This is a genomic window from Sphingobacterium ginsenosidimutans (assembly GCF_039536865.1).
GTDB classification, from domain to species: domain Bacteria; phylum Bacteroidota; class Bacteroidia; order Sphingobacteriales; family Sphingobacteriaceae; genus Sphingobacterium; species Sphingobacterium detergens.
The window spans coordinates 1,429,390-1,449,899 of record NZ_BAAAZK010000007.1; the positions used below are offsets into that span (position 1 = coordinate 1,429,390).

A 20,510-nucleotide genomic window follows, 5' to 3' on the forward strand; every position below is an offset into this window, starting at 1 on the left:
CGCTCAGTTAAAATACTAAAATAAAATTAAACGAACAGGTTTTCAATATCTTACACAGGACTGCACCATTTAGATAAACTCTCGCTTGTAGGCATTTGTCAAATTACAAAATCCAATGCCTTTACCTTATCTCGCACCGTCATTCCATAATTTTTCAACAATTTCGTTTTGATTATATTCAAAATAATTGCCCTGTTTATCTTTTTGTCTTTGAAAAAGACAGCGGTCAAAAGTTGTAAAATTTAAGGTTAGAAAATCAATGAAATAATCATCAAGATGATAATGAAACTGCCCTTTCAAACTTTTATCATCCTCGTCCTGCATAACAAAAGTCTTTTGACGTCGCACAATTTCTACCAGTTCATCCTTTGTGATATGTTCAATAATTTTCGGAGCGGGAAGTGATATTCTGAATGCCAAAACTTCAGCGCCTTCTTCCTCCCACCATTCCCAAAGATTAAACTGAGACATATCTTTACCGGTCATTTCATGAAGCGTATTTTCAAGCTTTTGATATTCGGTATTATCTTCATCCCCGTTCTCTTCACAATAGTCAGAATATGCTAGAATGAGTTTTAGAACTTCCGGATAGCGTTTTTCCAATGTTTGAAAATCAGGTTCAATTTCTTTTCTTAATTCCATTATCCAAATGTAACATCAAAAGTAACTTCATCTTGTTGAACGGCCTCCGCACATCCTTAGCTTTATACCAAACAAGTAGGTTCTAATCTTTTGCTCAAAAAGACGAGGGCAACAAACAAAAATAGAATAATAATTTATACCGATTATATTTTACCATATTATCGGCAGTTAAAAAATTAGTAAATTCACGATATAATAACGCTTGATCAACACATAAATATAATAAGATGCACCTTACACTAGTGTCTTGACAATGAGTAAGCAAGTAAATGTCGTACATCTGTTATTTATCGGAAAACAATTATGGAACTATCATCGACAGCAGAAAATATTATCACGCAAATTAGCGACAAGAAGACCAAACTTGGTGACTTGCGTAAAATTGCTAACGTTATAAAAAAAGACCACGAACTAGCCATGGAACTGTGGTCTACAGCACACTACCTTGCCCGACAATTGGCGATCTTACTGATGGACAAGAAATTACTTTCTAAAGAAATTATTGACAGGTTGGTCAGTGATATTGAACAACATCGGGAAGACGAAAGACTGCAGCTGATTGATTGGCTTATGGCGAATCAACTTGCCAAAGACAAACGCACAATCGCATTAATGGAAAGTTGGGAAAATAGTACATCTCCCCTTCAAAGACGTACTTTTTGGTACCATCAAGCCCGATTGCGATGGGTGGGACAAACGCCGCCGCCCAATAGCGAGGAGTTGCTTTCGAAGATTGAAACCCGAATTGAAAATGAAGTATCTGAAGTCCAGTGGGCGATGAATTTTACTGCCGCTCAAATCGGTATTTTTCAGGAGATTTTCAGAAAAAGATGTATCAATATCGGTGAGCAAACAGGGCTTTATAAAGACGAAATGGTGGCTAAAAATTGTACACCAAACTATTTACCAAAGTTCATCGCCATTCAGGTTGCAAAACTCAATAAATAAAATCACCGGATTTCTTGTAAAGTTGTCCGGTGATATATCCCGGTGTCAAAAAATTGAGATCACACAGCGGAAAATCTCAATTTGAGATATTAGCGGTAAAATGTCCGATTATTATTTTCCACGGCAGCAGTGATAACGCCGTCTACTATGGTTCCTCTACGAAACTTTCCAAACTGTTAAAAAGCTCAGATCGTTTCATCACATTAAACAATGAAGGGCATAATGACTTCTCGAAAAACAAAGTTTATCTGAAATGGATTAGCACGATATTAAGATCAAACCAACATGCGAAATAAATGACGATAATACCATTATTGGCTATAAATATTGACAGTCGCGAAAGGAATATGACAATTGACACCGAATTACCAATTACTCTTCCTACCTTTGTTTCCAAATAAAACACATATGCCAAAAGAAACAAAAGCGGGACTTTATCAGGGAACCATAGAAAAAGATGCCAATGGAAATTACTTTTGTGGCCCTTATCTATTGGATTATCAAATCGTAGAAGCTTATTTTAAATTGGGTGATCGGGTCAGCTTAAAAAGTATCATCAAAAATACCAGCCGTATGAGTATGGAAACTTATCCACAAAAATCAATTAAGTTTTCATATGCTACTGAAAATCATGACAATGATTAAGATGAACTAAATCGTTCAATACTGAATACACTTCACCTGTTTTCATACCCCTTTTAAAACGGGACGTATGAAAACAGATGGATAATAAAGTGGTCAGCATCAGCGAATTTGAAGCAGCAACCTATTGCAACAGCTCGTTAATAAATCCTCAGAATATGAATCATGACCGTCATTTCGAATTATAGGATCTCCACATTAATTTTCGGCTAAAATGATCCATCTCATTTACGTTTGAGATATGGATCACGATGATCCTTAATCATTCTGCTTAACTTAGTCTATATTCAAAAAAGGAGATAATATGACGAATACAATGAAAGCCGCACGTTGGTATGCTGCAAAAGATATCAGAGTAGAATCAACTGAAATTCCTGAACCGAAGTCTGGTCAAGTTAAAATAGCTGTTCATTTCGCAGGAATCTGTGGATCTGATCTACATGAATATGTACATGGTCCCCAATTAATCCCGGTAGATCAACCTTATCCACTAAATGGGCATCAAGGAACCACTACATTAGGGCATGAGTTTTCAGGAGTAATAGATGCGATTGGTGAAGGCGTCCATCATTTAAAAGTAGGTGACCGTGTGGTCGTAGAACCGATTTTTAAAAACTTCGATAGTCCTTTTATCGCAAATGGTGCATATAATTTATCTGAACCTTTGGGATTTGTAGGCCTATCCAGCAATGGTGGATTTGCGCCGTATGTCGTCGTCGAAGACTATATGGTACACAAAATACCTGATAGCATGTCGTTCGAAAAGGGGGCATTAGTGGAACCTGCCGCTGTAGCAGTTTATGCAGTACTCCAAAGTGGACTTAAAATCGGAGAAACGGTATTGGTCTCTGGAGCTGGCCCAATAGGTTTACTGTGCGTTCAGGCAGCACTTGCCGCAGGTGCAACAACAGTTATTGTGACTGATATCGCTGACAAGCGTTTGGAGAAGGCTAAAGCCATCGGTGCTACCCATATCATCAATGCAAAAGAAGAAGGTATACCACAAAAGATTAAGTCCATCACGGAGCTTGGAGTGGATGTATTTCTAGATTGCGCTGGTGTACAAGCCTCCTATACAACTGGAATTGATAGTTTAAAAAATGGTGGAACGGCTGTTTTAGTTGCACTTTTTGGCAAACCTGTAACTACCGATGCACTGGATCAAGTCTTGCGGGAAATCACCATTAAAGGTATTATCGCTTATCGCAATATCTTTCCACAAGTTATCGCGCTTATCGATAGTGGACGTATGCCCGTAGAAAAACTTGTGACACGCAAAATAAGCTTAGACAATATCGTTTCAGAAGGATTTGAAGCTCTGGTTAATGATCCCACTGAAGTCAAAATCTTAATTGATATACAGAAAAATTAACGCCGTCAGGATACCGAAAATAATAAGCGATATATCGAAAAAATAATGTGATCGCTATAAATATGGCCGCTTGGGATACCCAAGCGGCCATATTTATTCGGTTTGCGAAATCTTTTGTAAATGATTTACATTTTATTTGGTATTATTGGTCAATGGGAAGATAGCACTCTCCACATGCGCTTTCTCAATCAAGCGTTGCAATTCCTGTACTTTTTTCGGATTGCTATTCGCAACATTGTTCTGTTCTTTTGGATCTTGTTTGAGATTGTACAGCTCTTTAATCGGAGTACCAGTAGTTACTTTCTGCAAAATGAGTTTCCAGTCACCTTTTCGTAAGGCCTGACGTCCACCATCTTCATGGAATTCCCAATAAAGATAATCATGTTGCTTTTGTTGTTTATTCTGTCCCAATAAAGTAGGAACAAAAGAAACCCCATCTGTATATCTGGGTTTATCCGCCTTAGCAAGTTCGACCATCGTTGGCATAATATCCCAAAAAGCACCCAAATAGTTTGATGTCTTTCCTTCGGCTATTTTTCCCGGCCAATAGGCAATGAACGGGGTCCTGATACCTCCTTCATACAAATCGCGCTTATTTCCACGCAAACCTCCAGAACTATTGAAAAAATTAGGATCTGCTCCCCCTTCTTTATGCGAACCGTTGTCACTTGTAAATATGATTATGGTATTGTCAAGCAAGTTGTTTTGACGTAGTTTTTCTACGATCTGACCAACATAAGCATCCATACGACTTACCATGCTTGCATACATAGCATGCGGTTTCTCTACACCAGCATAACCCGGAACTGTTGCCTTTGGTCCGTAATCATTTCCTTTATGTGGTTTTTCATCAAATGAATTGGCATATTGCTGGTAATATTCATCTTCTGGACCAGAAAGTTCGGCATGGGGAAGCACAGTAGGTACAAAGAGAAAGAAAGGTTTGTCTTTATTCGCATCAATAAAGGCAAGAGTTTTCTCTTGGATCAATGCTGGTGCATATTGACCTTTGGCCAATAATCCATTACCATCAAGCTCAATCCGCTCTTTATTATGCCAAAGGTGAGTAGGGTAATAACGGTGGGATTGACGTTGACAATTGTAACCATAAAACTCGTCAAATCCTTTCTGATCTGGCGCTCCGGTAGTATTGACCATCCCTAGCCCCCATTTTCCGAAAGCTCCTGTCGCATAACCCGCCTTCTGCAACAACATAGCGATTGTCTGTACCGAATCTGCTAACGGTTGTTGTCCCTCTGGTTCGATTTCTTTATTTCCTCTTACATAGGTATGCCCAGTATGCTGTCCTGTCATTAGGGAAGAACGCGAAGGAGCACAGACAGAGGTACCAGCATAAAAGTTCTCAAACTTCATTCCCTTATTGGCTAGTGAATCAATATGCTTGGTTTCAATTTTTGTCTGACCATATACACCAAGATCCCCATAACCGAGGTCATCCGCCATAATAAAAACAATATTGGGTCTTGTCGCCCTATTTTGAGCAAATGTGGCTCCTGAGATAGCCAGTAAGAAAACAGCTACAGCTACCTTCTTATTATTAATAGATTTTAGTAGGTTCATGTATATCCAAAGTTAAGTAATTACCAACCTTCATTTTGTTTTAAATTTTTATTTTGTACAAGTTCCGAAGAAGGAAACGGGTATAAATAATAATACTCCGGAAATGGTGACGGCGCCTTACCTTCGTAAGAGATATACCCTTTTGTCGATCCATTTTCAATTGGGATAGGTGTATTGGCCGGAACGTCCACACCTTTAGTAATATATCGGCCCAATTTTGTCGCTACTGCATAATCCATTTTTCTCCATCTTCTGAGATCGTCGAATCGAAAACCTTCTCCCATCAATTCCACTGCCCGTTCCCTACGTATTTCCCAAAGGATGGCATTCACCGATTGATCGCGTGTAGGATCTTGTGGGATTGCAGTTAACTGCAATGGCGCCACCCCACCCCGTGCTCTCAATTTATTTATCGTTTGATCAATAATCTGCTGGCTGATTTCGTCTAATTCGTATTTTGCCTCTGCATAGCTGACCAAAATTTCACCAAGTCTAAATATTGGTGCATCATTGATATCAACATTTTGGATTCGATTGATTTTATTGCTGAATTTATAGAAACGATAGCCCGTATAACTTACACTATAGGGCTGTCCATTTGTAAAATCTACATAATGGGGTTCTTCTTTCAATATCAGACCTTCCCAGTTCATCCATGGTAACGTTTTATGCTTATCGTCAGATAATGTAGACATTAAATCTATATATTCCCGATCATTTGGATTATCCGTATATTCCCATAGTAAATTTGTTTTCCCCATTTTTACTCTGTAAGGAGGTGGAATGGTATAGTATAAACGGGTATCCCGATTCCGAAATTCGTCGTAAGCACTTTGATCCCCATCAAATGCAGTACTTGTCCAACGGGTTTGCCCATCTTTCATCAGGTACATATCGACGGCTTTCTTGGTGAGATCCCAACGACCAGCTGAATTACGGGCTCTAGAGGCCAGACCATGTGTAATCTGATTCAATTCATACTGTTTGTAAAGAAATACTTCGTTGACATTAGCCAATGACTCGCTGTTAAAAAGCAAATCATAATTGTTTATCAACGGAATATTATTGACCAAAATCTTCTCCGCAGCTAAAGCTGATAGACGCAGGTATTTTTCAGCATCTTTAAGTTGTCGATATTTACGCCAAGTACCTTCACGCAAACCGAAGCGTGCGGTCAAGGCCAATACAACTTTACGGTTTATCGTATTAGGTCCATCACCGTTTTCTTTGATATTTTCTCCCGCATAGCTTAGCATTTCCAGAATATGAGCAGCGATTTCATCGCGGTCGCTCGGGGTACCATATAAGATTTCCTTATCGCCATCATCGATGGTATGTTCTACCCAGATCGCGCTGCCGAATTTGTTCAACAGGTCCATGTATTGGTAAGCTTTGAAAAAGTACCCGATACTGCGAATATGTTTTTTCTCAGACTCAGACAATTGGCTGGCTTGATCAATATTATCCAAAAGAATATTAATGGAACGAATCTGTATAAATGGATCCTTATAATCTGCGCTCGTTGAAGGAACAACCATACGCTGCCAGATCCAGTCCGAAGTACTATTGGCTTGAGCAGTTGCAAATAAATCGCTGTTCACCTCTGAGTCTGGAATTGAAACGTTGTATCCTGGGAAGGTACCATAAAACTGCCAGGCATACGAAATAAAATTATTGTAGTTAGTGAATGTGCTCTGTTCGGTTAAAGTCCCCTCGGGATCCAGATCCAGTAAATTGCTACAGCTGGATAAGGATGTGCTCAAACCAAGGAAAATGATATATTGGATAAATCTCTTTTTCATAATATTTTACGTTTTTCTAATGATTAAAAAGTAACATTGACACCAAAACTGTATTTTTTCAGGAATGGATAAATCCCTCCCGAACCGATGTCCTCTCCATCGGCTTCCATCCCTCTGGGCATATGGTCGGCTTTAAATAGATTTTCACCCGACACAAAGAATTTGATGTTGTTGACCACTTTACTGCGTAAAATTTTATTGTCCACTGTATATCCTACCGTAATATTCCGTACACGCAGATAAGATGCATCTGAAAGATATTTCGTCTGCCGACGCCTATTGGCACTGGTATTTAATCCAGCATTTGCATATATTCTTGCATAGGTCGCATCCGTATTCTCCGGAGTCCAATAATCAAGATTGCCCTTATAGAGCGTTCCAAACTGATTATTATAGGGCCACATCAGGAAATTATCTAACCAAATATCCCGCTTACCCACCCCCTGGATGAAAACGCTCAGATCAATATTTTTATAAGAAAAATTACTATTTAATCCAAATTGAAAACGTCTATTGCTGTTACCGATGATCTTCATATCGCCCGGATCGGATACCGTATTGGTGCCATTGAAAATAATACCATCTTGGTTCAGATCCGCGTATTTCATGTCACCGGGGTTCTGCGCCACTCCCTTGAAAAAAGGTATACCTTCTTTAAGTTTGCCATTCATCAGATTAGCATCCAATGTATTAGGCTGAAAGTCGTCATTTGTATAATATCCATTACTTACATAGCCCCATATCTCACCAATTTCTTTCCCTTTGTAATAACCATCTATCAATCCCGCGCTATTATTGATCTTGGTAATGAATGCCCTATTGTCGGAAAGATTAAAGGTAAACGAATATTTAAAGTCTTTGATTTTGTCCTTCCAGGAAAGTTCGAGTTCCCAGCCTTTCGATTCAAGGTCAGTCACATTTTGAAATGGTGGTGCAGATCCCAAAACTGCCGGTAAATCTGCTCCCTGATAAAGCATGCCAATTGTCTGACGTCTGAACCAATCAAAACTTCCATTCAGTTTACTGTTGAACAATGCAATATCAACACCTAGGTTTAAGGTGCGAACCTTTTCCCAGGAAAAAGTCGAACTGATTAAATTGGGCGGATTGATCGTCAGATAACGGACACCCGTATTAGGGTCTATCCAGTTGGCATTACCCGTATTCATTTGTGGAATTGTTGGGAAATAGACCTGATTTTTATCGGAACTCAATACTACTTGGTTGCCTATCTCTCCATAAGAAGCCCTAAATTTCAGCATTGGAATGCTGTTTTTAAGATGCTCCATGAAACCTTCCTCTGCGACGTTCCATCCCGCGGACACAGAAGGAAAAAATCCAAACCTACTATCTTTAAGAAAGCGGGAAGAACCATCCAAGCGACCATTTAGCTCCAAAAGATAACGGTTTTTGTAATCATAGTTAATTCTTCCGAAATAACCCAACACAGCGTATTGACCGAAACTATCGGATGTATTTTGTGTCCCCGTACTTGTCCCCAATGAAGGCGAATTTGGGCTCAATATGCCGTACCTTGTGGCTGAAAAGGATTCGATATAACTTTTCTCATAATTTGTTCCTACCAGTACTTTCAGATTATGATCTGTTATCGCACGACTATAGCTCGTATAAAAATTTAAGGCATTATAATCTGTCTGCGAATTTGACCGGGTATAAAAATCCTGATTAAATAGATATTCCGTATTGAAATTGTTCGGATTCATATACCTATTTCTATTCTGGGCATTTTTATTGTTTAGATTATTTTTGCTAAAGGTGTACTCTGCGGTTATATTCCAGCCGGGTAAAGGATTATATTCCAATTTTCCAAAAAGCCTAAGATTTTCCTCATATCTACGTGCGGCATCCTCGTACCTAAGGTAATTGTTTGGAGTTCCATAGGGAATAGTTTTTCCATCGTTATCAACGGTTTCACCCGGATTGAGATAGGATCCGAATGTGAGAGCTCTGTAAAACATTTCGCCCATATTTGCTGGAGTCAGGCGATTATCCTTTTTATAAAATACATTGACACTTGCATTAAAATTCTTAAACAGTTCAGCATTCACAAAAGCATTAAAATTATACCTGCTGTAGCTGTCTTTTTTGGTAATCATAATGCCATCTTCATTGCTATACATACCGGATAGCCTATATGCTATCTTTTCGGAACCGCCCCGGATAGACAGATTGTGTAAATGCTCAAATCCTGTCTGGAACACTTCATTATAGAGATCGTATTCTTTCAAAGGATATTTTGTATTGTTTATCTCGGCTATACCATCGGCATATTTAGAGGGATTGGTCTGATATTCCTTTAACAGTTCAAGCCAGGTATCCACATTTTGACCTGCCCAATTTGAACTGTTTCCGAAGTCTTTTAATGCCTGAACGAACTCCAAAGGAGTTGCCTTTTCCGGCAAAGTTGACGGCCGGCTCCAAGTTAGATTACTGGAGTAATTGATGCTGGTTGGTTGATTTCGAGTCCCCTTCTTGGTTGTGATGAGTATAACACCAAAAGCAGCTCTAGCACCATAAATTGAAGCCGCAGCCGCATCTTTCAATACAGTGACATTTAGAATATCTTTTGGGTTGACATCATCCATATTCATAGGTACATTATCCACCAAAACCAAAGGAGATCCACCATTAATTGAAGGTAAACCACGAATATTCAATTCGGTTGAAGTTCCCGGACGCCCCCCACCAAATGTCACTTGAAGCCCCGGTAATGCACCTTGTAAGGCTTGGGAACTACTCGTTACCGGCCTATCGCCCAATACCTTTTCCATATCAACGGAAGCCACAGATCCAGTAAGATTTGCCCTCTTCTGTGTACCATAACCAACGACAACAACCTCTTCTAAAGAGGTTAAATCTTCTTGTAAGGTAATCGCCATAAAAGATTGGCTAACTGAAACTTCCTGACTTATAAAGCCGACATTACTAACGAGCAGTACTGCATTGGGGCCACTTACTCTGAGCGTAAATTCCCCTTTGTCGTTGGTACTTGTACCGCGATCCTTGTCCTTTTCAACCAAGGTTACACCAGATAGCGGGAAGCCCTGACGATCCACAACTTTTCCTTTGATATCGAGACCTTGTAGTGATTTAGCATTAACGGTTATCACATAAGTATTCTCGCTCGTGTTTTCCATTCGAAGCTGAAATCTATTCAGCAATGGCGCCAAAGCATTGTTCCAATTTTGATTTTCGACAGAGATTAAAGGTAGGTTTTTATCATCTACAACATTGTCAAAATAGATGAATTTAACTTTGGTTTGCTTTTCAATCGTTTTTAACACAGTTTTAAGATCAGTATTCCTGATTTTTAAAGATACCTTCTCTTGAGCTTTGGTGCTTATTCCGAAAACCTTTACGGTAAATGCAAAAGTGAGCGCTAGCGTTAATTTTGTCATTAATGCATATTTAATGGTACTTGATTTTCGTGCAAAAAATACCTGACCATGTAAATTATTTTTCATAGTTTTAATTTGATTATGGAACCATAGAGTACATTATCTTTCTCAGGGACCTTGTACTCTTTATTTCATGAACTTAGAGGATACATCAACCGGTGTATCCTTTTTTTGATGGGTTATGTGTAGTCTTTATTCATCGTTTATTTAGGGTTAATATAGAATAATTGTGTCATTTTCATGTTTAACACGTATAGCTGGATTAGCCAGTGTAATAGTCTTTAAAGCCATGTCAAGATTATAACCTTCCATAGTTCCTGTGAACGTCGTATTTTCAAGCTCAGTATTGTTAATTATAATATTTCGATTATACCATTTGCTAATTTTAGAAGCGACGATAGACATCGGATCGCCTTCAAACGAGAGCTTATTTTCAAGCCACAAAGTCTCTGATGGCATTTTTTCCCCTTCTTGAATTTGGAGTTCTGTACGTTGTACCAATGGAATGCGAGTTTTTCGCAAGGCCTGCTGAACTAATTTTTCCGCAATAGTTATTTTTTCACCCGGTATCATACGGTAGGTTTCGCCATTCGTTCTATCTGTCATTTCGATCGCACCTTCTACGAGTGAGGTCTGTATTTTATGCTCGTCAGGATATGCTCTGATATTGAACTTGGTGCCAAGAACCTTCACTTCAGCGTCTTTGTATGACACAATAAAAGGATGCCTTTTGTCTTTCGCTACCGAGAAGAAACCCTCGCCAATTAATTTGACATGACGATCCTTTTTGTTGAAACCTTTGGCCAAATAAAGTTTACTATCTCCATTCAGCCAGACCGTACTGCCATCTGGAAGATTAAGAATTCTCTTCTCTCCTTTAGCACTACTATAATGCATTCCATACTCAATGGATCTTGCTTGATGTTTATACCACCAAATGCCGGTGGAAAGGATAACTAGTACAGAGGCAGCGGCTAAATAAAAAGGATAGCCCACTTGCTTAACTTTTAATTTCAGCGTCTCAAATAAAGATAAGCGTAACGACGGAGTCGCGACCTCCTCGGATTTCACTGTGTTGATTTCTGACTCAGTGCTTTCTATCTGTTGCCATATTTGATCAAATGCGGATTCAGTATTTGGGATACTCGATTGCGAAGATTGAACTTTACTTACAATAAAATTATAAAGAACTTTATTTCGACTATCTTCATTGATCAATTTCTCCAAAAGCCGCTTTTCTTCAGGATTTAGTGTTCCCTCAAGCTGTCTATTTAATAAATCTAGAAATTGATCTTGGTTCATAGTTCCTTTTGATTCTTTAAAATAAGAGCCAAAAGAGGATGAATGTCACCAATTGAAAATGAAATAAAACTTCAAACAACTGTATACTAGCTATTTATTTTTTTTAAAGAAATTGATTCTCTTAGGCGACGCAGGGCAAGCTGTATATGCCGATCCACCGTATTTTTGGAAATTTCCATAATAGCGGCCGTTTCGTGGTACGTACAGCCAAGGTCTTTTACGAGGGTAAAAGCCATTTTGCATTTTGAGGGCAGTTCCTCAATAGTTTGTTGTATAATTTTCAGATTCTCATTTGATATATATTCCTGTTCAACACTTGGAGATTGATAATTGAAATCAATAATCTCAGAAATATCAACATGAGAGGGTTGTCTTTCAAGATATTTTATGGCATTGTTTCTAACAGACCTAAAGAGATAAGTTTTAATATTTTCTATTTCCATTAACTTATCTTCCAATAGCCACAATTTCATAAATATCTCTGAGATAATATCTTCTACCGGTTCCGACGACTTAATTATAGCGACACCAAACTCATATAGATCGGGGTGAAAACTTTTGAATAAGGTTTTAAATGCAACCTGACTTCGATCGAACGCTATTGCATATCGCAATTCATTCCATAGGAAGGGGGCTTGATTAAAATCCTGCATTTATTTATGAAAAATGGTCTATATAAAATAAAGATATTAATTTTTACACATATACAAGAATACAAAAACCATACTTTTTTAGCCAAATACTATTTTTGGTTTGCTAATTGTTTCAGTGAATAGATTGCATATAACTGTTCAGTTGGTACATACCCTCCTTATATAAAATGTATAAATTCTTTATTGAATTTATACATTTTATCCTATTCATTAGACAAGGCAACCTTTATAGCAAAGCCTCTGAAACCGCATAACTGTCTTCCAAGAGCGTATATTCGATAATTTTATGGTTGTGTATCTTCAAGTGAATAAAGAATACAGAACTGACCAGCTTTCCTGTTTTCAACATCTTGGAGGTAAAATTCCCTTTTATAATAGCCTGATCTTCGTTGGTCAATACGGTCTGTATAGCTGCGCCTACAGGTTCAACAGCTGACCATAGTAACTTAAAAAGTTGTTCCACCTCCGGTTTCGACCTTCTCGATCCCAGCCATTTTATCTTTGCTGTATTGCCCGGAATTTCCAGGTAAAACTCTTCAGCAAAAAGATCAACCAGGTTTTTCAGTTCTCGCCGCTGCAAGCTAGCTAGGAAGGTATCCACAAAAGCATTGATATTTTCCATCTCAAATAGTGTTTAGATTTCTGTTTTGCAAATAAGCCATCATTCCAACCCATACGGCAACAGCTAGGATCATAACAGAACCTATCATACTGATTGTATAAAATAAGGAGATGACAGCAATAACGCTGGCAATAACCCAAATAACATCTAACGTAATGATAAATTTGGTCCAGCTTTTCGAGATAATTTTCTTCATAGCCGTTGCCAGTACAAATACAGAAAACACGATCAGAAAACCTCCAACCAAGGTAAATGGACTACTGTGTGGTGTTTTAAATAGTTGTGTAAATAAAGAAGGCATGGTCGCTAATAAGAGCCCGGTCATTCCTGAGCTGATCGCATTGGTCAGCAATACATTTTTTAGTGTCATAATTTCTATCTTTTTGTTACTCAAAAGTACTGCTGTACGGACGGCTTTTTATTATCTATAAGCGACAGGGTATTGACATTATGCGACAATCAGATACAAACTGTAAAACATATCATTAGATTTACAGTATGAATTATAGACAGACCATGTTGCAAGCCTTGATTGCCTTTTGTGGTGAGCGTGGGCTAGATAATGCTAAAATTACTGCATTATCAGGATTTTCGATTGCCCAGTTAATGAACAGCGCCAGGTTTGATATCTCTAACCAACAGGTGGAAAATCTGTGGAAGAACATTGTTCAGTTTTCCAACGATGAGCTGATAGGCTTGCATTTTGGAGCTACAATGCAGTTAGCGGCACTGAATATTGTCGGACAGATTATCCAAACGAGCAGCACCGTGAAAGACGCTCTTCTACAGGTACGATCGATGATGCACGTAGTCACGGATCTTTATACAATGGAAATAGAACTGGGACCTAAAACATGTGTCATCCAATACCTTAAAAATGCAGGTTTTGACCATTTCCAGATGACCCAAAGACAATTCGGGGACTTCCTGATAGCGTTTACAATTTATGAATTGAAAGGGCTTTTACTTAAAAATCTGAAACCCACGAAGGTTGGTCTACCAAGCTTTCAGAAAGATCGCTACATGGACTACGAGATAATTTTGAAATGTCCAATAGTTAAGGCAGAATATTATACGGTAGAATTTCCCAAAGAATACCTGGACTTTCCAATCATTACAGCCAACTATGAGGTGCAAACTTTGCTCATTAACCAAATGAACAAATTGCAAAATCCAAACGAGTTAACAGGTGCTCTTTCCAAGAGGATATTCAACTACCTTCTAGCGAACTCTTACCTTTATTCACTCTCGATCGAAGCGGTAGCCGGAAATTTCAATATCAGTGTAAGGACTTTACAACGTAAACTCAAGGATGAGGGAGCTTCTTATGTACAAATTGTTGAGGAGGTGCGTAAGTCACTGGCTGTCCATTACATGCAAAACAGTAGTTCTTCGGTAAAAGAAATTTCAACCATTTTGGGCTATGCTGAGCCAAGTGCCTTCGTTCGGGCATTTAAAAAATGGACAGGGAAAACTCCTACAGCATATCGAATAGCTGGTCTCTAGATTAGTATGGTGTTTATGAGTTTTCCAAGAACTATTATTGTCGCGATTTTAGGTTTTATAAGCCTCCGTTATATTAATCAACAGCAGTATGGAACTTCGTTTATAGCTGATTTCTTTTGGATATTCATTCTAATATGTGATATCCTATTAACCATTTTTGTAATTTTCAAGGATGTCCAAGGATACAAAACGAGTAAAAAGTTAAGTTCCTTTTTACTAACACTTGTGTGCATATGTATCACGATCACTGCCTTTTTAATAAATCATAGTGTAAAAAAGGAACTCAATAGGCCTGTTTTAATGGAATTATATTTTAATGGTGATATAAATGGTATTTGTATTGGGCTACGGAGTGATGGTACTTACATATATGAAAGTGTATTTTTGGTTGGCTCGGATATTTCATATGGAAGATACAAGACCACTGACAGTACCATAACGTTAGATCCTCCCTTCAAAGGCTCAAAAATTGATTATCATAGCTTTAAGCTTATGCCAACAGCGAATGGAATACAGGCAAGTCCCTTAGATAAGAACAATAATATTCTTAGCCCCTACTACAATTTTAATATTATTGACCATAGGAAGTGATTTCTGATCCAAACAAACGAACTATTTCTAGCCTTTCATACAAATAAACATGGTCGTGCAACAAAAGAAAAAAATGAGTATTTACTAGAATATATCAGCCCCATTTTTGGGTGAAGCTGATATATCTATATATAGCGTATAATAATACAGTCCCAACATATATTTTGAAGTGACACGCAAACCTATTAGAATGAAACCTTACCCCATTTTATTTATCACAAATCATCAAAGATTTCTTGAATGACTCTCCAAAAGGATTGATAGATAGACAGGTTACATTGAAAATAAAGGCTCTCCTACGAGCACAGATTTATCCATTAAAGAGATAACATACCGTCTCAATTTTGAAGACAGTTCGTATTTGACACGTTATTTTAAGAAACAAACAGGTATGACCTTAACGCAATACAGAAAATAATTTACGGGAACGCTTGATCATTCCCATACCTCCCATTCCCCACGCTGGAAATCATACTTTGCGTATTCCCCACTGTCAGTAAATTCTGAAGCGACCATTCCTACTTCAAAAATTGAGTTTTCATTCCAGCTTGCTGTAAAGTAGAGGGCATTTCCTGTTAATAAGGCAGTGCCAAAATCACCATCGGAATGGCTAAAATGTAGACCATGATCATCCTCTCCTGTGATCTTGTAGTTGTAGCTTAAAAGTCGCTCTTTAAGCTCTTGAAACTGTTGTCCAGTAAAAGGAACAAGGTTTTCCTCTTTTTCGAAAAAATCCGCATCATGAGCATTTTCCTCCCTTACCTTTGTTTCAGTCCTGTATAGTGAAATATCGTAACTCATCTGTTTTGAAATGTTTTTATTATTCTTTTTCAATTGGCATATTTTGACAAATGCTGACCGAGTCTTGTGGTACGCTATAAGATCCCTTGTAACGCCTTAAACCCCAAAATACCATTATTCAATTTTACTCATAGCCTTTCCAGCAACCGAAATATGCACTTTTAATTAGCTTTATAAATATAGTAAGTAATGATCCTGAATACCAGATAGATTTATGATTTGGGTATTAGGACTTAATATCCGTCCAAAATAATTGATTATTTGCAGCATCATTAATTTCAAATTAAGCTTCTTGAATAGACCACACATATCGATTGTAGAGATCTATCGCAACTTGAGGCGAACTTCAATCAATCGATGAGGTTGCGCCTCGAAGTAGGACAAACATCAGCGGTAGAGTTCTTCCCGTAATTCCACCAAAAGTTTTGTCAGCATAGCCTGATCCGGTGCGGCTGGAAGCATGCTCGATAAAGAAAGATCCTGTATCTCTTTAAAAAGCTGTTGGGAGCGCAGAAAAAGTTCCTCATAACTGTATGTTCCACTTTTAATGAGCAGGAGCTCTTCCCTATTTGGTCGATGTACATGCAATTCACCATTGTACAAGATCTCTTTTGCCTGTTCCAACAAGCGGATCGTGTGCATCATGTTTTTTGCATCATACCCCTGACCATGGCGCACTGTGCCCTGAAAACGAACCTCATTGCGTTTGGCCACCCAAGTAAAGTACTCATTGTAAGTCTTACAATAGGAAGAATAGGCTTCATGATTAACAAAAAGATATGCACTGGACGTTTGCTCCTTTGCAATCGAGCTACAGGAGACCTCATTGCTTTCTGTGGATGAGATAATACCTTTGTATCCGAACTTTCCTGTCAAATCATAAAACAATGTATACATAGCTTTGGTATGGTCTATCTTTGCCAATCCACAATTTTCCTGTTTCCATTCGCGATTGACCAGCCATTGTTTCAACTGTTGACTACCATTTCCTTCGATTACAAAACAGAAATCAAGCAAGCTTTTACGTTCATTGTCCATGGGGTTGTTAATTTTCTTGTTCAATCCTTTCGCCTTATGTACCTGAACCATTGCGTATTGGGCAAAAGTAGTCACAGCCTCGCGAGTCATAAATTCCTGAATATTAAACCGTTCAAAGATCGGATCTTTGTATAAGAGACATTCATCGGCACTAGCCAGAAGTTCCAATATATTGGGATTACTTTTGGAAAGGAGTTCCACAAAACGCCCCAATTCATAATAAACCTCATCATTACTCGAATTGGCAACTTGAGCAATATATTTATTTCCAAAAAAATAATCGCGCGGTAAATAAAAAACGCCCTTGATATCTGTATCCGAAGTAGCGGTCGCCAGTCCATAAGCCCGACTTCCGACCACTGCCTCAAACAGGATCAGTCCATTATCCCGAAGTTCATGTATAGTCATTTCAGTATAGTTTTAAAATAATCTTCTAGCCCCTCCTTATAGGACTTGACCATTGGAAGATCATGCACTTCATGTTCCAAATGATTAAATCTTTCTTCCAGATAATCTTTTATTATTGCGGGACAGCTAAAGTTGAAACCTTCGTCTACCTCACTCTTCAATTGTACTAATTTCGCGACTTCGGTTCGTATACCCTCAGGCATTAATCCAGATAAATCGGCTAAGGCCATTGGTGCATAAGAACGGTGGGTGATGCACCACTCTGCCGCCAGCAAAGATCTCAAGATATAAAATAGGGTCTTGAGTCGTATAGTCCCACCGCAGAAATCGCCGATCTTACTGCGAACTATTCCCAGATAATGATGCGCTTGTCTGCGCGCACTAAAATAGTCTTCGATCAATGGCAGAAAACCTTCTTTAAATCCGGAAGTTTCGTGATATACAATTGGCGACTGTATCCATTCGAATGGGCTAACATTGCTTTTGTACAACAACGCCAGTACTTTAATTAGATCCCAACCGGATATATCCAGTTCTCCAGTTATCGGATAGCGCAATTCTGTTTCTAACGGAAAAACGCTGGAATAATCTGAAGGTTTCCTTATGTAGAAAAACCGGACATCATAATCACTATCTGTTGAAGGGAATCCCCAGCCACGGCTCCCCGATTCACAGCCAAACAGTATGCTTATGCCTTCTATTTCCGCTATTTCATTTAGCCTATTTTTTATCTTTGTTTCCATGTTTGATATTTTTATGTGTTTTTCCTTTTTCGTTGTCACAAATATCAAACTGGGATACTGTAGCCTTTTTGCGTATTCAAAAAAACAGATAAAAATTCTTATATCTAACTTATTTACAGTAAGATATTTTTACATAAAAAAAAATGCTACATAAGCTATTCCTTAAATACGCAGATAGAATACGTAGTTTTTCCATCGCATGATATCCCTTAATACAATACGTATCTTATTGTTTGACTTGATTATTTTTTGAAAACCCATTTTTTTGATCAGAAACAACGCCTTTTATATAACTCATTTTCAGCTAAATTACATGGTAGTACCTACACAAATCAGGGGTTCACCTAACGTAAATCTGCAAATAAAATAAAAACTATTTTGTACAGATCGATAGCTGTCATTACACGATGGTATCTGCCCCGATTGAGTAAATTTATGTAAGATGCTATTTCCCGAAATCACGATGACAGACAGCTTACTAAGCTTATCTGAGGACCCAAGATCTCGAAATGCGTAGCCCCTCATTATGAATTTGGTATGCATTTCCAGCATATATTCCGAAAACAATGAGCGAGTTTCCTTTTATTTAACTTGTATAGGGATATCTTAAATAATTTTGGTAAATTAAGCAAAAGAAGGCTCAGTCAAGAAAATGTCTACATTGAAATTTATAAATCACTGGGCATCGTAACCAATTGCTGCTGTCCACAAAGAACAATACAAAAACAAACTCAATAATTGAGAAACGGAGGGAAATTAATGAATATAAAAATTATTGGGTCAGGTAGCTATCTTCCGGACAATAAAATCAATAACGCAAATTTTGAAGATCGTATTTTTTTGGATGAGGCTGGTGAGCCTATCAAATACCCTGAATCCATTATAGGTAAGTTTAAAGATATTACTGGCATTGAGGAACGTCGTTATGCAAATAATGATCAGGTGGCTTCTGATCTAGCGTCTATTGCCGCAGAGCGGGCAATCGCCAACGCTGACATCGATCAAGAGACACTTGATTATATTATTGTCGCACATAACTATGGCGACGTACCCTATGGAAAAGTTCAATCGGATACTGTTCCCAGTCTGGCAACACGAGTCAAGAAAAAATTAGGTATACGAAATCCACATTGTATCGCCTATGATCTTTTATTCGGCTGTCCGGGCTGGAATGAAGGCGTTATACAAGCTAATGCGTTTATCAAATCAGGCATGGCTAAACGCTGTATGGTTATCGGTACCGAGACTCTTTCCCGTGTCGTAGATCCATACGATCGTGATTCAATGATCTATGCTGATGGTGCTGGCGCAGTTATCGTAGAAGCGACAACAGAGGAAGCAGGATTACTATCCTTTGAAAGTGCAACTTATGCATTTGATGAGGCCGACTATCTTTATTTTGGAGGCTCCTTTAATAGCCAACATGAAGAAGGCACCCGCTACATTAAGATGAAGGGACGAAAGATATATGAATTCGCGCTGAGTAAGGTTCCTTTAGCTATGCAAGTCTGCATAGAGAAAGCTAATCTTGACATTAATGCCATAAAAAAGATATTAATTCATCAGGCCAATGAGAAAATGGATGAGGCCATTATTTCGCGATTCTATGGATTATATCATATGCAGCCGCCAGAGGATATCATGCCGATGTCCATTCATAAATTTGGGAACAGCAGTGTTGCAACTATTCCAACACTCTATGATTTAATTAGGCAAGGAAAAATTGAAGGACATTCATTCAATAAAAATGATATCATCTTATTTGCCTCTGTAGGTGCAGGAATGAATATCAATGCATTCACCTATAGACTTTAGCAATTCGTCAACATGTCTAGTCAACTTACTTTCAATGAGCGGAAACAAAACAAGCTCAATCTTATGATAGAAGGCTTATTTAATAGCTAAGAGCGTTTAAAATTTTATATCAAAAGAGCGAGCAAAAGCCTGGTCTAATACTCCACTCTTTATACTCGCTCCAAATTAATAATCTACCATTATTAAATTAAGCTAACTTCTACAATTGCTTATTTCTTTTTTTTACGAAAGACATTATCTGTTAGATCCTTTGAAATCGAGTCCTTTTCTTTTTGATATGACGACTGTGTTTTCTCTTTCGTACTTTTTTCCTTTTTTTGATCTTTACTCATGACTTATATTGTTTACATTGTGAGGGTGTGTCCCATAACCATGGGTACATGAATTGTGGGGATTAAACTTGAGTGTGGTTGGTTCTAAACAGAAAATTTCACGATGATATAATTGGAGAAATTTAAAGATAAAACGAGAAGCTTTTATCATGTTTGGTTTGTCGAATGGGTTATATGAATAACAAACCTTATTCCTAAAGATACAAATAATAACTGATATCCCATCAATCCCAAAGGTTTATTAACAATAGCATAGCTTTATCAGCTCATCTCCTATCCAGAAAATAGCAAGG

The 20,510-nt window shown here is 38.1% G+C and carries 18 protein-coding genes; 6 read left to right on the forward strand and 12 right to left on the reverse strand.

The window, feature by feature from the left end:
* Window positions 1–126: 126 nt before the first annotated feature.
* A complete protein-coding gene (locus ABFX33_RS18380) occupies window positions 127–642 on the reverse strand; it encodes a hypothetical protein (protein WP_257091495.1) in 516 nt (171 codons plus the stop codon).
* A gap of 303 nt (window positions 643–945) precedes the next feature.
* Between ABFX33_RS18380 and ABFX33_RS18385 the strand changes: the two genes are divergently transcribed.
* The 3 genes from ABFX33_RS18385 (at window position 946) to ABFX33_RS18395 (ending at window position 3,604) form a co-directional block, all read left to right on the forward strand.
* Window positions 946–1,590, forward strand: a complete 645-nt coding sequence (locus ABFX33_RS18385; protein ID WP_346087357.1) for a DNA alkylation repair protein — start codon at window positions 946–948, stop codon at window positions 1,588–1,590.
* Window positions 1,591–1,998: 408 nt separating this feature from the next.
* Window positions 1,999–2,235, forward strand: coding sequence for a hypothetical protein (locus ABFX33_RS18390; protein ID WP_120257052.1), 237 nt, complete (start codon window positions 1,999–2,001; stop codon window positions 2,233–2,235).
* A gap of 301 nt (window positions 2,236–2,536) precedes the next feature.
* Window positions 2,537–3,604: a 2,3-butanediol dehydrogenase gene (locus tag ABFX33_RS18395; RefSeq protein WP_257091497.1), complete on the forward strand. Its 1,068-nt coding sequence runs from the start codon at window positions 2,537–2,539 to the stop codon at window positions 3,602–3,604.
* Window positions 3,605–3,736: 132 nt separating this feature from the next.
* Here ABFX33_RS18395 and ABFX33_RS18400 read toward each other — a convergent pair whose 3' ends face one another.
* From ABFX33_RS18400 to ABFX33_RS18430, 7 genes are all read right to left on the reverse strand, one after another.
* Window positions 3,737–5,185, reverse strand: coding sequence for an arylsulfatase (locus ABFX33_RS18400; RefSeq protein ID WP_346087360.1), 1,449 nt, complete (start codon window positions 5,183–5,185; stop codon window positions 3,737–3,739).
* 20 nt (window positions 5,186–5,205) lie between these two features.
* Window positions 5,206–6,987, reverse strand: coding sequence for a RagB/SusD family nutrient uptake outer membrane protein (locus tag ABFX33_RS18405; protein WP_346087362.1), 1,782 nt, complete (start codon window positions 6,985–6,987; stop codon window positions 5,206–5,208).
* A 23-nt stretch (window positions 6,988–7,010) separates the two neighbouring features.
* Window positions 7,011–10,472, reverse strand: coding sequence for a SusC/RagA family TonB-linked outer membrane protein (locus ABFX33_RS18410; protein ID WP_346087364.1), 3,462 nt, complete (start codon window positions 10,470–10,472; stop codon window positions 7,011–7,013).
* Window positions 10,473–10,619: 147 nt separating this feature from the next.
* Window positions 10,620–11,708, reverse strand: coding sequence for a FecR family protein (locus tag ABFX33_RS18415; RefSeq protein ID WP_346087366.1), 1,089 nt, complete (start codon window positions 11,706–11,708; stop codon window positions 10,620–10,622).
* An 86-nt stretch (window positions 11,709–11,794) separates the two neighbouring features.
* Window positions 11,795–12,361: an RNA polymerase sigma-70 factor gene (locus tag ABFX33_RS18420; RefSeq protein ID WP_120257046.1), complete on the reverse strand. Its 567-nt coding sequence runs from the start codon at window positions 12,359–12,361 to the stop codon at window positions 11,795–11,797.
* Window positions 12,362–12,587: 226 nt separating this feature from the next.
* Window positions 12,588–12,983: a nuclear transport factor 2 family protein gene (locus tag ABFX33_RS18425; protein WP_257091510.1), complete on the reverse strand. Its 396-nt coding sequence runs from the start codon at window positions 12,981–12,983 to the stop codon at window positions 12,588–12,590.
* Between the two features lies 1 nt (window position 12,984).
* Window positions 12,985–13,353 carry a hypothetical protein gene (locus ABFX33_RS18430; RefSeq protein ID WP_346087369.1) on the reverse strand — a complete coding sequence of 123 codons (369 nt, stop codon included), beginning with the start codon at window positions 13,351–13,353 and terminating at the stop codon, window positions 12,985–12,987.
* Window positions 13,354–13,481: 128 nt separating this feature from the next.
* On the opposite strand from ABFX33_RS18430, the gene ABFX33_RS18435 reads away from it, so the two are divergent.
* Window positions 13,482–14,489: an AraC family transcriptional regulator gene (locus ABFX33_RS18435; protein WP_346087371.1), complete on the forward strand. Its 1,008-nt coding sequence runs from the start codon at window positions 13,482–13,484 to the stop codon at window positions 14,487–14,489.
* A gap of 868 nt (window positions 14,490–15,357) precedes the next feature.
* Window positions 15,358–15,498: a helix-turn-helix domain-containing protein gene (locus ABFX33_RS26775; protein ID WP_373564931.1), complete on the forward strand. Its 141-nt coding sequence runs from the start codon at window positions 15,358–15,360 to the stop codon at window positions 15,496–15,498.
* A gap of 17 nt (window positions 15,499–15,515) precedes the next feature.
* Here ABFX33_RS26775 and ABFX33_RS18440 read toward each other — a convergent pair whose 3' ends face one another.
* The 3 genes from ABFX33_RS18440 to ABFX33_RS18450 all read right to left on the reverse strand — a co-directional run bounded on the left by ABFX33_RS18440 (window position 15,516) and on the right by ABFX33_RS18450 (window position 18,070).
* Entirely contained in the window at window positions 15,516–15,881 is a 366-nt protein-coding gene (locus tag ABFX33_RS18440) for a hypothetical protein (protein ID WP_346087373.1), read from the reverse strand.
* Window positions 15,882–16,268: 387 nt separating this feature from the next.
* The gene (locus ABFX33_RS18445; protein WP_346087375.1) at window positions 16,269–17,327 is read right to left on the reverse strand and encodes a DNA polymerase beta superfamily protein; all 1,059 of its coding nucleotides are present in this window, start codon (window positions 17,325–17,327) and stop codon (window positions 16,269–16,271) included.
* Window positions 17,324–18,070, reverse strand: a complete 747-nt coding sequence (locus ABFX33_RS18450) for a nucleotidyltransferase domain-containing protein (RefSeq protein ID WP_257091516.1) — start codon at window positions 18,068–18,070, stop codon at window positions 17,324–17,326. The genes ABFX33_RS18445 and ABFX33_RS18450 overlap by 4 nt, the downstream gene beginning before the upstream one ends.
* Before the next feature lie 759 nt (window positions 18,071–18,829).
* Between ABFX33_RS18450 and ABFX33_RS18455 the strand changes: the two genes are divergently transcribed.
* On the forward strand, window positions 18,830–19,885 hold the full coding sequence (locus ABFX33_RS18455) for a 3-oxoacyl-ACP synthase III family protein (RefSeq protein ID WP_257091517.1): 1,056 nt from the start codon (window positions 18,830–18,832) through the stop codon (window positions 19,883–19,885).
* Window positions 19,886–20,094: 209 nt separating this feature from the next.
* Here ABFX33_RS18455 and ABFX33_RS18460 read toward each other — a convergent pair whose 3' ends face one another.
* A complete protein-coding gene (locus tag ABFX33_RS18460) occupies window positions 20,095–20,217 on the reverse strand; it encodes a hypothetical protein (protein WP_262508746.1) in 123 nt (40 codons plus the stop codon).
* Window positions 20,218–20,510: the final 293 nt, after the last annotated feature.